Here is a 14,176-nt window from a genome sequence, read left to right as displayed (position 1 = left end):
TTTGAAATGATTTTGTCTGTTGATAGTCAGATTATTTTAAAGTTAATTATCATCTAAGAACAGCTAAGACGCTTCCTCATCATTCGAGATCGGGTACTGACTTGTGGAATTATGCACTTTATTTTTAAACTTATACAGATAAGGTGCTTTGTTGGCGGAACCATCGTATAGTTTTTCCAATCGGTCCAAAATATTTAAGCTTAAAATTTTTCGCTGGAAATTGTTTCTTCTGAATTTCTGCCCTAAAATGGTTTCGTACAGGCATTGAAGATCTTTCATGGTAAACTTTTCTGGAAGAAGATTACTCGCGGCAACCTCCGTATTAATGTTCATTCTGAGGTATTCAAGACCATCTTTGATAATTCGGTCATGATCGAAAGCCATTTGGGGGAGATTATCTACTTCAAACCAGTCGCAAGTTTCGTTGAAATCATCGGGAAAGGTGTTGGTCAAAGAGAAGTCGATTAGACTGCAATAGCCAACGGTAATAAATCTCTGGAAGATCCAGTGATCTTTAGGAACTTCAATTCCTTTGTTGTTTAATAAGATCTGATGCACATTATTCTCCGTTCTGTCAATTCTTCCGAAAGTATGGAACTGTTTCAGGAAAATATCCTTCAAATGAGTTCTTTCATACAAAACACGTTCAGCAGCTTCTCTCAAATCTTCATCATTAAATACAAAGCCTCCCGGAAGCGACCATAGGTTGAGATCATGATATTTCAGCAATAAAATCTTTAAAATATTATCATGAAAACCAAATATGGTGCAGTCCACAGATACATGTGCTACAAAATCTTTTGTATCAATAAGTTCCTGAAGTGTTTCTTTGTTTTTTTCGTTCTTGATTTTCATGGGAGTAAAAATAAAATTATTTTCTATATATTTTTCTTAACAGTGTTAAAATATATCAAACTAATTGTAAAAAGCAGAGTGACAGCGATGAAGATGTACAGTGAATAGTAGTCCAGAAGCCCTTTTCCGAATAAAAGAGACATAATAATTGAACTGACAGAACTGCCCAGTGAAGAAAAAATAACAATCAGAGAAGTGAAAATATTGATTTTCTCCTTATCTACGACAGCAATCATTTTTGAATTGACCACTGGATAGAGTGGTGATAAAAATAAACCGATAATTGGAAATAAAAATAGTAAGATTCCCGAATCTTTTGAGTGCAAGAACTGTATTCCTAAAATCACCGCAAGAATAATGAAAATCAATGATAAACAGATCTTATAATATCTTGATAAGGAAAATTTATGAATGATATTTGCTGTGATTGTTCTTCCGGTATAAGAAAATAACGCTAAAAATGAGGTAGCCTGAAGTGCAAAGAAAGAATTAACCTTTAAGTGATTTTTATAAAATGACGGCAACCATGAATTGAAACTTTGTTCAACAAAAACAATACAAAATATAACTGCTAGAAATAACAGAACCGTTTTGTTAACCACTTTTAATAAATCTGAAATAATTCCTTGATTTTCTGTTTTTTGAGGTTCCGAAATCGGTAATCGTGAAAATAAAATAATGGTAATGAAGGAAATAACTGAAATGGCTAAAAACCCAAACTTCCAGTATTCTGAATATTGACTGGAAATTAGCCAGCCAAATCCTGTATTAACCACAAAAATCCCGATCATAAAGGAAGCTTCCACATTATTCATCGTTTTTGCCAAAGATTTTTCGTCTAAAATATTGTTTCTGATGATTCCGAAAACACAAATTTTTCCAAGAGCGAAACACGTCCCGATAATCGCAAACCATAATTTGTAAAACCAAAAAACTTCCACAAAAGGTAAAATACATGAACAAATCCCAACAACTGTTAAAGCTAAAATCAATGCTTTTTTTGTCCCGATTTTGCTGATAAAATTAACTGCAAAAAGTGAAATAAATGCAATCGGTAAGTCTTTAAAAGATTCCAAAAAACCCAACTTTTCATAGGTGATTTTTGCCTCTGAAAGTTGAAGAATGATAATGCCCATGCAGTTTAGCACCATCGAGAAAATCAGGAAGGTTAACTTAAGCGGAAGGGATATTTTGGTCAGCTTGCTCTTCATTTTGGGGGAATATTTTATTGGATTTTTACGTTTTTTAACGAATTATGGCAACAAATTTATGCCTTTAAACCCCCAAAAATAAACGAAAAAGTAAAATATTTATTAATATAATGTTAATTATTTGAAAAAAAATATATTTTTATTGTCTCAATTTGAGAATTAAAAAACTAACTGTATATGAATGTAAGAATATCTAGAAGTTTGGGGCTTGTTGCTGTGCTCTATTTTACAGCCAATTTCAATGCCCAGAAAACTGCCAATGACACGCTTCCGAAAGAACAAAAAATTGAGGAAGTAGTAATGATTGGTTACGGTACCCAAAAGAAGAGTAATGTAACCGGAGCTATTTCGAGTGTGAAAGCTTCCGATATTGAAAACTCTCCTGTGGCGGGTAGACCGGAACAGGTTCTTCAGGGAAGGGCTGCCGGTGTCTCCGTAGTTTCCAACTCAGGGCAGCCGGGAGCTGCGCCGACAGTACGTGTTCGTGGTATTACCAGTTTTGGTGCCGGAAGTAATGATCCGCTTTGGGTAGTAGACGGAATTGTGGTGGATAACATCGGATGGCTGAACCAATCGGACATCGAAGGAATGGAAATTCTTAAAGATGGTGCTTCTGCTGCTATTTACGGGGTCTCTGCTGCAAAAGGGGTAATCCTGATCACAACCAAAAAAGGAGCAAAAGGAAGAATGAACATTTCATACAACGGATTTTTCGGAGTAGGAAATGCTTCTAAAAAACTTGATCTTCTGAACGCAACGCAGTATGCAACGATCATGAATGAAGCCAATATCAATGACGGTCATGCTCCAACGTTTGCTAATCCGGCTTCTTTAGGAACGGGTACCAACTGGCAAGATCAGATCTTCAACAGTGCACAGCGTGAATCTCATGAATTCAGCATCAATGGAGGAAATGATAAATCTACCTTCTATTCTTCATTCGGTTATTACGATCAGCAGGGTATCGTACTGAGAGATATTTCAAATTATAAGAGAATTAATGCAAGACTTAATTCAACCCATAAAGTTTTTGACTTTTTAACAATCGGGCAAACTTTTGCCTACACGCACGTAAAGGCACAGGGAATTAATGACAATAATGAATTTGGAGGACCTTTAAGTTCTGCCATTAACCTGGATCCGACAACACCTTTGAGAGTAACGGATATTGCAAGCCAGCCTTTTCCGAGTGATTATACGAACAATGCTAATATTATCAGAGATCCTAACGGAAACCCTTACGGAATTTCTCACTGGGTAAGTAAAGAAATGAGCAACCCTCTGGCTTTTCAGGAAACACAAAGAGGAAGATACAGATGGTCTGATGATATTGTTGCCAATGTTTTTGGTGATTTAAAAATCAATAAACATTTAAATTTTAAATCAACAGTAAACGGTAAATTGTCTTATTGGGGAAATCAGGCATTTACGCCCCAGTCTTATTTAAGTTCCGCAAACTCCAACAATATCAACAGTTTATTTCGTGAAATCCAGAGAAAGTTTGAATGGAATACAGAAAATACGCTTACGTACCAGAACAGATTTGGTAAACATAATTTAAGTGTTTTATTAGGTCAGGGGTATTACGAGTATAATATCTCTTACGGACAAAATACTACATATAAAAACCTTCCTACCAACGACTGGAGAGATGCTTCATTCAACTTTGACATCGCAGCAACGGATAAATCTTCCAATGCTTGGGACGGAAAGGAGACTCATAAGGCCTCTTACTTTGGGAGAGTGGTGTATGATTATGACAACAGATACCTTTTCACAGGGACAGTTCGTAGAGACGGAACTTCAAAATTTGCTCCGGCAAACCATTGGGGAACGTTCCCGGCGATGTCATTGGGATGGAATGTATCCAATGAAAGCTTCTGGCCGGAAAATAATGTCGTTAACAGCTTTAAGCTAAGAGGAGGATATGGTGTTTTAGGGAATGATGCTATTGATGATTTCCAGTACGCGAATTTCTTTGTTGCAGGTAGCAACTATACGTTCGCAGATAATATCGTAAGAGTAGGATATGCCCCAAGTACATTGGAAAATCCGGATCTTAAATGGGAAAGAACTTCACAGCTGAACATTGCGGCAGATTTGAAAATCTTCAAAAATTTTGATCTGAGCGTGGATGTGTACAGAAAGAAAAGTACTGACATCCTCAGAAGAATTGCATTGCCTGGTTACTTAGGGTTAATTAATGATCCTTGGAGAAATATCGGAGATATGAATAACGACGGTATTGAAGTAAGTCTTGGATACAAAAAGAACTGGGGAGATTTTGGGATCTCTGCAAACGGAAACTTCGGATATCTGAAAAATGAGATCACCCGTCTGGAAGCAGATAAAGAATATGTAAACTTTGCTTCATTCCAGACTTTAGGTACGGTTTCAAGATTACAGGTTGGCCAGTCTTACGGTTCATTCTACGGTTTCCAGAATTTAGGCGTATTCCAGAATCAGGCGGAAATCGATGCGTATAAAAATTCAAACGGGGCTTTAATTCAACCGAATGCAAAGCCAGGAGATTTCAAACGTCTTGATGCGAACGGAGATGGCAAAATTGATGAGAACGATTATATCAATTTAGGTAATTCTGTACCGAAATATACATTCGGATTTACTCTAAACATGAATTATAAGAATTTTGATTTGATGGTATTTGCTCAAGGGCAGGCCGGAAACAAAATTTTCCAGGGGTTAAGAAGACTGGATATTCCTGAAGCCAACTATCAGACAGCCATCCTTAACCGTTGGACAGGAGAAGGAAGTACCAACACAATGGCAAGAGTAACAAAGGACGATCCAAATCAGAACTACACAAGAATGTCTGATTATTATCTTCAGAAAGGAGATTACTTACGTATTAAGTTAGTTCAGGTGGGATATACACTTTCTAAGGATGTAGCGAAGACAATCGGAGCTTCTAAGATCAGATTCTATGTTACAGGAGAAAACCTTTTCACATTTACCAAATATACAGGATATGATCCTGAAATTGCAGGATCTGATACTTTTGGTATCGACAGAGCTTTCTATCCTCAGGCAAGAACTTTCCTTTTTGGTGCTAATGTTCAATTTTAATTAAAAGAAAAATGAAAAATAATAGATTTATATATAAAAGTGTTGCTGTTTTAATGCTTGCCGGAGTTGGTTTTGGGGCAGTTTCTTGTAGCAACAGTAACCTTGAAGATGTTCAGAATACGGGAACGTTTGACGAAAGTACGTATTTTCAGAATGAAGAGCAGTCATTTTCAGGTTTGGTAGCGACGTATGATATGTTAAGAAAATATTCCGGAGGTTTCGAAAATATGGTGACTTTTTTCAACGGAGCTTCTGATGATTTCTATTCAGGAGGCGGAAACTCTTCTGATGGTGCAGGAATTCAGGGATTTTCAAACTACAGCATCAATCCGGTGATTATGCCGGCGAGCTACTGGAAAGATTATTATCAGGGAATCGCCAAAGCGAATATTTTACTTGAAAAAATTCCTGCTGCTACGATGAACGATCAAACGAGAAACAGGTTCATCGCTGAAGCTAAAGTTCTAAGAGCATTGTATTATTTTGAATTGTTAAGGGTTTTCAGAAATATACCTTTAATTTTAAAGCCTATTAAATATAATGATGACTATTATAATATTCCACAGGCTAAACCTGAAGATGTGTACACTCAGATAGAAGGTGACATCCTTGCTTCTATTGCCGATCTTCCGCTGACAATTGATGCAGGCAATAAAGCGCAGATCGGAAGACTTACCCAAGGTTCGGCAAGAGCCATTTTAGGTAAAATTTATTTATATGATAAAAAATACAGCCAGGCAGCAGAGCAGTTACAGATGGTTAACGGAACTCCGGGAGGAACCAGCCAGTACGGATATCATTTATTGGATAATTTTGCAGATCTGTGGAAAGTAGATACAAAGTTCAGTGCAGAATCTATATTGGAAGTAATGCATACCAACGCTAGTAATGCTGATTGGGGCTTCTGGGGAACAGGAAAAGATGAAGGAAACTCTATTAACCAAATGGTCGCTATTATTTCTTATGGTAAAGTAACCCTGCCAAATAATGTGGTTAATGATGCACCCAGTATCCATAAAGGTTGGGGATTCAATCCTGTAACCAACGATTTATTTAATTTTATGCAGGGAGATCCCCGTTTAAATGCAACGATTTTCAATGCTAAAGCATTGGTTCAGGAAGGAAAAGTGACGTATTCTCCTGGATTCAGAGATACCGGATATTTCTTAAATAAGTATTTACCACTAACTACAGACGAAACGACTTTACCGGGAGCGGTAGAATTAAATTTCCGTCAAAATTATATTGCGATCAGATTGGCTGATACCTATTTAATGGAAGCAGAAGCATTGGGAGGTTCAGGTGCAAGAGCTCAGGCATTGTTAGATGCAGTAAGAGCTAGAGTAGGATTGGCTTCAGTTACGGTTTCTATGCAGGCAATTAAAGACGAAAGAAGAAGAGAATTGGCAGGCGAAGGTCACAGATGGTTCGACTTGGTAAGATGGGGGGATGCTCCGGCTAAATTAGGGTCAAGAGGATTTACATCCGGTAAAAATGAAATTTTACCAATTCCTTTTAATGAGTTAACAAATACAGCGCTTAAACAAAATCCTAATTACTAATCAATTAAAATTTTAACATGATAACTAAATATATAAACAAGAGCTTATTATTAAGTGCTGCAGTGTTTTTTCTTGCAAGCTGTTCTCCGGATACAGTGGATGATGAAGGACACGGTCTGAATCAGACGGTTGCCGCAGATGCTTCTTTTACGGTAGCAAAGACGAGTGAAAACAGGTATCACCTAAAGGCTGTAACCACTAATAATATCAACTATATCAATTCTCAGTGGAACATCGATTATGATGGTTTCAATAACGGTAAAAATGAAATAGATATTTTCCTTCCGGACGCAGGTACATATGTTATTCAGCGTAATACGGTAGGTATTGGAGGACAGGTAGCCGGTACCGCCAGTGAGACAATTGTTGTTCCAACTTCAGATCCTGTCGCCGGAAATATGATTCAGGGCGGAAGATTTGATACTCCTGAAGAAGTAGCAAAATGGACTATCTTTCCGATCAGTGCCAGTGGTGCACAATGGGTTTTCGCAAACGGAAAAGCGACAATTGTTGCGTCAAACAGCAATCAGCAGGCTTTTTATCAGGCGGTACAAGTAGAAGCAGGACAAAAATATGCAATAGACATGGTTGTTTCTTCAGAAACTGCTTTGGAAGATACCTGGTTTGAAGTATATATGCTAAACAGTTTACCAGCACCAGGAGGTGATATTACTGGTACTGTTTATAGAAATATCAATACTTGGGATGGTTGTGGTAAAACAGCTTTCGGAGGTAAAGTTTCTACGATAGGTTGTAACGGTGCTAAAAATGGAGGAGTTTACACTGCAACAGCAACAGGCACTGTTTATTTAGCTATTAAATGTGGAGGAAAAAAGGTGAACAGCCTTAGCGTAGACAAAGTTGAACTAAGAAAAACTACCTAATCCTCTACAAACAAAATGATATGATTTCACATTCATATAGTTTCGTACTTAGAAGTGCTGCACTTTGCGGTGTAGCGCTTCTTTCTTTTTTAAACTGCAGCAGTACGTCTTCAGATCTTGCCAATAATGATAATTCCGGAAACGGAAATTCTACAGGCGATCCGGTACTTGTCTGGCTTACAAAAGGAGATCAGTCGATAAAACTACAACAACAGAATACAGTCTATTTTTCATCGGCTGTCAATAATTATTCAACTATCGAAATTGATCCTTCACAGGTTTTCCAAACAATCGATGGTTTCGGATATACCTTAACGGGCGGCAGCGTGGAAGTGATCAACCAATTAAGTGCTGCCAAAAAACAGGAATTACTGAATGATCTGTTTAGCAGTTCAGGAATCGGAGTTAATTATATAAGAATAAGCATTGGTGCCTCAGATTTAAACAGCGAAGTTTTTTCTTATGATGATATTCCGACGGGGCAAACAGATCCTACGCTTGCACAATTTAGTTTAACTAAAGATCAGGCTCTGATTCAAATGTTAAAGGATATTTTAGTAATTAATCCTAATATTAAAATCTTAGCAACCCCTTGGTCTGCACCGGTTTGGATGAAAGACAACGGAAATACGAAAGGAGGAAGCCTGAAACCTGAATATTATGGAGTGTACGCTCAGTATTTCGTAAAATATATTCAGGCGATGAAAGCACAAGGGATTAAAATTGATGCCATTACACCACAAAATGAGCCCTTACATCCCGGAAATAATCCAAGTATGTATATGACTTCCGGCAATCAGGCGACTTTTATTAAGAATAATTTGGGTCCCGCTTTTCAGGCAGCAAATATCACCGCTAAAATTATTGCTTACGATCACAATTGTGATGATCCGGCGTATCCTTTGGCTATTTTAAATGATCCTGCGGCAAATCCTTATGTTGACGGATCGGCTTTCCACTTATACGCGGGAGATATTTCGGCCTTAAGTACGGTTCATAATTTATTTCCATCTAAAAATGTATACTTTACAGAACAGTGGACAAGCTCTACAGGTGGTTTCTCCGGAGATTTAGATTGGCATGTTAAAAATGTTATCATCGGATCTATGAGAAACTGGAGCAAAACAGCATTAGAATGGAATGTTGCAAACAACGCATCCTTCGGACCCCACACACCAGGCGGTTGTACACAATGTAAAGGTGCAATCACTGTGAACGGAGTTTCGGGTTATGACAAAAATGTTGCGTATTATATTATCGCTCATGCTTCAAAATTCGTTCCTGTAAATTCTCTGAGAATTGCTTCTACACAAGGCGGTAACCTTTCAACAGTAGCTTTCAAAACTCCCGAAGGAAAAACGGTTTTAATCGTTCAGAACAGCAATACTACAGACAAGTCATTTAATATTAAATATAATCAAAAAACGGCTCCTGTGACAATTTCAGGAAGTTCTACTGCGACATACGTATTTTAATTTTATAATGAATTATCTAAAATTTGTAAACATTAAAAGCATTGTGTTCTTTGTTAAGTGAAACGCCTTTGCGAACTTAAAATCAACAAAATATTTTAAAAAAACTTTGTGGACTTTGCGTTAAAATTAATTAGCTAAACAAATTATTAAAGTAAAAATGAAAAGAGTTTATTTCTTACTAGCCATAACAGCATTTGGGATGAATGCATTCGGACAAAAGACAATCGATCAGAGAGTTTCTGAATTGTTGTCGAAAATGACGTTAGAAGAAAAAGTAGGGCAGTTGGTTCAGTATTCAGGATTTGAATATGCAACAGGTCCTCAGAATTCCAACTCTGCAACGGTTTTAAATGAAATAAAACAAGGCAAAGTCGGTTCCATGCTGAATGTAGCGGGAGCAGAAGAAACGAGAAAATTTCAGGAATTAGCTTTAAAATCAAGATTGAGAATTCCATTATTGTTCGGTCAGGACGTGATTCATGGGTACAGAACAACATTTCCTGTGAATTTGGGTCAGGCCGCAAGCTGGGATTTAAAACTCATTGAAAAATCCGAAAGAATTGCCGCAACAGAAGCTTCAGCTTACGGAATTCACTGGACTTTTGCGCCGATGGTCGATGTTGCAAGAGATCCGAGATGGGGAAGAGTAATGGAAGGTTCGGGTGAAGATACGTACTTGGGAACGCAGATTGGTTTGGCAAGAATCAAAGGTTTTCAGGGAAAAGGTCTTGGAAATCTGGATGCGATTATGGCTTGTGCAAAGCATTTTGCAGCGTACGGAGCGGCAGTTGGCGGAAGAGATTATAATTCCGTTGACATGAGTTTAAGACAATTGAACGAAACCTATCTTCCTCCTTTCAAAGCGGCTGCAGAAGCTGGAGTTGCGACTTTTATGAACTCTTTTAACGATATTAATGGGATTCCGGCGACGGCAAACAAATACATTTTAAGAGATTTATTAAAAGGAAAATGGAACTACCAGGGTTTTGTAGTTTCTGATTGGGGAAGTATTGGCGAAATGGTTCCTCACGGCTATGCAAAAGACAATAAGGAAGCTGCGGAAAAAGCGATTCTTGCAGGAAGCGATATGGATATGGAAAGCCGAGCTTATATGGCTGAACTTCCAAAATTGGTTCAGGAAGGAAAAGTTGACCCTAAGTTTATTGATGATGCGGCAAGAAGAATTTTAGTTAAAAAATTTGAAATGGGATTATTCGATGATCCTTACCGATTCAGCAATGAAAAAAGACAAAAAGAGCAATTAAATAATCAGGAAAACAGAAAATTCGGAAGAGAATTTGGTTCAAAAAGTATTGTTTTGCTTAAAAATCAGAAGAATATTTTACCACTTTCAAAATCAACAAAAACGGTTGCTTTAATTGGACCTTTCGGAAAAGAAACTTCGGCAAATCACGGATTTTGGTCGATTGCATTTAAAGATGATAACCAAAGAATCATCACTCAATTTGACGGAATTAAAAATCAATTAGATAAAAACTCAACATTATTGTATGCAAAAGGCGCTAATGTTGATGATCAGGACAAATCGATGTTTGCAGAGGCCGTTGAAACAGCGAAAAAAGCAGACGTTGTGATTATGACTTTAGGTGAAGGTGCAGCGATGAGCGGTGAAGCGAAAAGTAGAAGTAATCTGCATTTTACTGGTGTTCAGGAAGATCTTTTGAAAGAAATTGCTAAAACGGGAAAACCGATTGTCTTAATGATTAATGCAGGAAGACCTTTGGTTTTTGATTGGTCAGCAGACAATATTCCGACGATCATGTACACTTGGTGGTTGGGAACAGAAGCTGGAAATTCTATTGCAGACGTTCTTTTCGGAAAGGTAAATCCTGCCGGAAAACTTCCGATGACTTTCCCAAGAACGGAAGGACAAATTCCTGTTTATTATAATCATTACAACACGGGAAGACCAGCGAAAAATAACACCGACAGAAATTATGTTTCAGCGTATATCGATTTGGATAACGACCCGAAATTCCCGTTTGGTTTTGGTTTAAGTTATACTCAGTTTAAATATTCTGATATGAATTTAAGTTCAACAAATCTTAAAGGAAATCAAAATTTAAATATTAGTGTAAATGTTTCTAATACCGGAAATTACGATGGGGAAGAAGTGGTGCAGCTGTACATCAGAGATCTTTTCGGAAAAGTGGTAAGACCTGTAAAAGAATTAAAAGGCTTCCAAAAAGTTTTCATTAAAAAAGGAGAAAGTAAAACGATCAATTTCACTTTAACTCCGGAAAATCTGAAATTTTACGACGATCAATTGAACTTCGATTGGGAAGCGGGAGAATTCGACATCATGGTCGGAACCGATTCTCAGAATGTACAGACAAAACGGATTAATTGGTCAAAATAAATATAAGTTTTTATAACTACGAGCGGGATAATACCCGCTTTTGGTGGTAGAAGACTAAACGTTTTAATGAATTTAAACGTCGCATTTGTCATTCTGAAAGAATCTAAATAATCTTTGTAGAGATGCTTCCAGTATGACAAACTTTAGAAATAATCTTAATCTAAATTTTTTAACGCAAAGATTTAAATATTATAACTCAAAATTTTAAGGAGCAAAGAATGAATCAATACAATTGATTTGATGAAGCTAGCTTAATAAGCGACTTGTCGCAACTCTTTGCTCCTTAAAAATCAACAGAAATTTTAAATAAAACTTTGCTTTAAAAAAATCATCAAGCTCAAAAACTCCAAACATGAAAATCACCAGTATCATCCCCATTTTAGCCAGCGGAGCATTACTTTTCTCTGTCTCAAATTGCGCTTCAAACAAGCCCGATTCAAGTAGAAAATTAATCTGGAATGATGAATTTAATGAGAAAGGATTACCCGATTCCTCAAAATGGAATTATGATGTCGGAGGTGGTGGTTATGGCAATGAGGAAGCTCAGTTTTATACTAAAAACCGTTTGGAAAATGCAAGAATTGAAAATGGAAATTTGGTAATTGAAGCCAGAAAAGAAAATTGGGAAAAGAATAAATATACCTCTGCAAGGCTTTTAACAAAAGGAAAATTCTCATTTCAATACGGAACGGTAGAAGTCCGGGCAAAACTTCCGAAAGGTCGGGGAACCTGGCCTGCGATCTGGATGATGAGCGAAAATATGAAAAAGTGGCCGGATGACGGGGAGTTGGATATCATGGAACACGTTGGATTTAATCAGGGATATGTTCATGCTTCGGTGCATACCAAAAAATACAATCACAAAATCGGAACTCAGAAAACGGATACACTGATGGTAAAAGACTTGAGTGAGAAATTCCATGTGTATAAAGCAGACTGGACACCGGAGAAAATTGATGTTTATATTGATGACCAAAAGTTTTTCACTTATGAAAACAAAGAAAAAACGTACGAATCCTGGCCTTTTGACCAGCCTTACTTTATCATTTTAAATTTGGCCGTTGGCGGATTTTGGGGCGGAAAAGAAGGAATTGATGACAGTATTTTTCCTCAAAAATATGAGATAGATTATGTAAGGGTGTATAAAAATAAATAAAGTACTTCCTTAAATTCGCAGGAATTTATGAATGAAGGTTTCAATATTAAAAAATAGAAAGAAATGAAGAAATTAGTAGTAAGCTGTTTGGTGATGGGGATGGCTTTTAATGCCCATGCACAGAATTACTGGAAAAAAAATGCAGGAAAAACCGCAAAAGTTTTTCTTACCAATTCCAAAACCAATGAGAAAATGATGGATAAGGGTTCTGTAAAATTTGAAAAATTCGGACAGCCTAAGGAAACAGATGCCTGTATTTTTGTAGATCCGGATTTTAAATATCAAAAGTTGATCGGAATCGGGGGTGCGATTACAGATGCCGCTGCCGAAACTTTTTATAAATTACCTAAAAATAAGCAGCAGGAAATTCTTGAAGCGTATTATGGTAAAAATGGATTAGGGTACACGGTGGTTCGTACCAATATGAATTCGTGTGACTTTTCCAGTGATTCTTATACATACGTTCAGGAAAATGATAATGCGCTGAAATCTTTTAATGTAGCCCATGACGAAAAGTATAAAATTCCTATGATTAAGGCTGCGCAGAAAGCGATAGGGAAAGAATTTACCTTTTATTTTTCACCATGGAGTCCGCCTGCCTGGATGAAGTCTAATAAAAGTATGCTGAAAGGAGGGAGGCTTGAAAATGCTTTCTACCAGACATGGGCAGATTATTATGTTAAATTCATTAGAGAATACGAAAAAAGAGGGATTAATATTTGGGGGCTGACGGTTCAGAACGAGCCGATGGCGACACAGACCTGGGAATCCTGCATATATACAGCTGAGGAAGAAGGTGAGTTCCTTAAAAATAACTTGGGACCGACGTTATGGAAAAACGGATTTAAGGATAAAAAAGTGATGATTTGGGATCATAACCGTGATTTAATTTATCAAAGAGCCACAACAACTCTGAGCGATCCTGAAACTTCAAAATATGCCTCAGGAATTGGCTATCACTGGTATGAAACGTGGAATAATAAAACTCAGCTTTTTGATAATTTAATTGAGACACAAAGAGCTTTTCCTGATAAATTTCTGGCTTTTACAGAAGGCTGTAAAGAGCAGTTTGATATGTCTAAAATCTACGATGTAAGCTTGGGCGAATTGTATGGAAGAAACATGATCAATGACTTCAATAAAGGAACCGCATTATGGACAGACTGGAATGTACTTCTTGACGAAACAGGTGGACCAAATCACGTAGGGAATTTTTGCTTTGCACCCATCATTGCGGATACAAAAACCGGAGAAGTTTATTACACTTATGAATATTATTATGTAGGTCACGTATCCAAATTTATTAAGCCTAACGCGCAAAGAATCGGAAGTTCGTCTAACAGAGCGGCTTTAACATCCACAACTTTCATGAACGAAAACGGACAATTGGTAACCGTTATCATGAACGATACTGAAAATGATATTGAAACCAATCTTTGGATCGAAGGTATGTCTGCCAAACTATCGACTCCGGCACATTCTATACAGACCGTAATTTTATAAACTTCATATTAACATTATTTTATTCGTAATCGGCTGTATTTTGATACAGTCGATTTTTTGATA

9 protein-coding genes are annotated in these 14,176 nt (G+C 37.1%); 7 read left to right on the top strand and 2 right to left on the bottom strand.

Features of this window, described 5'->3' with window-relative positions; translation table 11 throughout:
* Positions 1-63: 63 nt before the first annotated feature.
* Positions 64-855 (bottom strand): NUDIX hydrolase, encoded by a 792-nt coding sequence (locus VUJ46_RS03420; RefSeq protein WP_326983613.1) that lies wholly within the window; start codon positions 853-855, stop codon positions 64-66.
* Between the two features lie 23 nt (positions 856-878).
* Positions 879-2,066 (bottom strand): MFS transporter, encoded by a 1,188-nt coding sequence (locus VUJ46_RS03415; protein ID WP_326983612.1) that lies wholly within the window; start codon positions 2,064-2,066, stop codon positions 879-881.
* A 177-nt stretch (positions 2,067-2,243) separates the two neighbouring features.
* Between VUJ46_RS03415 and VUJ46_RS03410 the strand changes: the two genes are divergently transcribed.
* From VUJ46_RS03410 to VUJ46_RS03380, 7 genes are all read left to right on the top strand, one after another.
* The gene (locus VUJ46_RS03410) at positions 2,244-5,153 is read left to right on the top strand and encodes a SusC/RagA family TonB-linked outer membrane protein (protein WP_326983611.1); all 2,910 of its coding nucleotides are present in this window, start codon (positions 2,244-2,246) and stop codon (positions 5,151-5,153) included.
* An 11-nt stretch (positions 5,154-5,164) separates the two neighbouring features.
* Positions 5,165-6,715 (top strand): RagB/SusD family nutrient uptake outer membrane protein, encoded by a 1,551-nt coding sequence (locus VUJ46_RS03405; protein WP_326983610.1) that lies wholly within the window; start codon positions 5,165-5,167, stop codon positions 6,713-6,715.
* Positions 6,716-6,732: 17 nt separating this feature from the next.
* On the top strand, positions 6,733-7,599 hold the full coding sequence (locus VUJ46_RS03400) for a hypothetical protein (protein WP_326983609.1): 867 nt from the start codon (positions 6,733-6,735) through the stop codon (positions 7,597-7,599).
* A gap of 20 nt (positions 7,600-7,619) precedes the next feature.
* On the top strand, positions 7,620-9,074 hold the full coding sequence (locus VUJ46_RS03395; protein ID WP_326983608.1) for a glycoside hydrolase family 30 protein: 1,455 nt from the start codon (positions 7,620-7,622) through the stop codon (positions 9,072-9,074).
* Between the two features lie 157 nt (positions 9,075-9,231).
* Entirely contained in the window at positions 9,232-11,454 is a 2,223-nt protein-coding gene (gene bglX, locus VUJ46_RS03390) for a beta-glucosidase BglX (protein ID WP_326983607.1), read from the top strand.
* Between the two features lie 352 nt (positions 11,455-11,806).
* Entirely contained in the window at positions 11,807-12,610 is an 804-nt protein-coding gene (locus tag VUJ46_RS03385) for a glycoside hydrolase family 16 protein (RefSeq protein ID WP_326983606.1), read from the top strand.
* Between the two features lie 63 nt (positions 12,611-12,673).
* Positions 12,674-14,113: a glycoside hydrolase family 30 protein gene (locus tag VUJ46_RS03380; RefSeq protein ID WP_326983605.1), complete on the top strand. Its 1,440-nt coding sequence runs from the start codon at positions 12,674-12,676 to the stop codon at positions 14,111-14,113.
* Positions 14,114-14,176: the final 63 nt, after the last annotated feature.

Origin of the sequence: Chryseobacterium sp. MYb264, from assembly GCF_035974275.1 — a bacterium.
Lineage (GTDB): Bacteria > Bacteroidota > Bacteroidia > Flavobacteriales > Weeksellaceae > Chryseobacterium.
The sequence above is the reverse complement of the archived record's forward strand: the minus strand, read 5'-3'. Positions and strand labels throughout refer to the sequence as shown.

Excerpts from the sequence above, each read along its gene's own strand:
- bglX (WP_326983607.1), top strand. The coding sequence starts at position 9,232 with ATGAAAAGAGTTTATTTCTTACTAGCCATAACAGCATTTGGGATGAAT.
- VUJ46_RS03405 (WP_326983610.1), top strand. The coding sequence starts at position 5,165 with ATGAAAAATAATAGATTTATATATAAAAGTGTTGCTGTTTTAATGCTT.
- VUJ46_RS03415 (WP_326983612.1), bottom strand. The coding sequence starts at position 2,066 with ATGAAGAGCAAGCTGACCAAAATATCCCTTCCGCTTAAGTTAACCTTC.
- VUJ46_RS03410 (WP_326983611.1), top strand. The coding sequence starts at position 2,244 with ATGAATGTAAGAATATCTAGAAGTTTGGGGCTTGTTGCTGTGCTCTAT.
- VUJ46_RS03380 (WP_326983605.1), top strand. The coding sequence starts at position 12,674 with ATGAAGAAATTAGTAGTAAGCTGTTTGGTGATGGGGATGGCTTTTAAT.
- VUJ46_RS03385 (WP_326983606.1), top strand. The coding sequence starts at position 11,807 with ATGAAAATCACCAGTATCATCCCCATTTTAGCCAGCGGAGCATTACTT.
- VUJ46_RS03420 (WP_326983613.1), bottom strand. The coding sequence starts at position 855 with ATGAAAATCAAGAACGAAAAAAACAAAGAAACACTTCAGGAACTTATT.
- VUJ46_RS03400 (WP_326983609.1), top strand. The coding sequence starts at position 6,733 with ATGATAACTAAATATATAAACAAGAGCTTATTATTAAGTGCTGCAGTG.
- VUJ46_RS03395 (WP_326983608.1), top strand. The coding sequence starts at position 7,620 with ATGATTTCACATTCATATAGTTTCGTACTTAGAAGTGCTGCACTTTGC.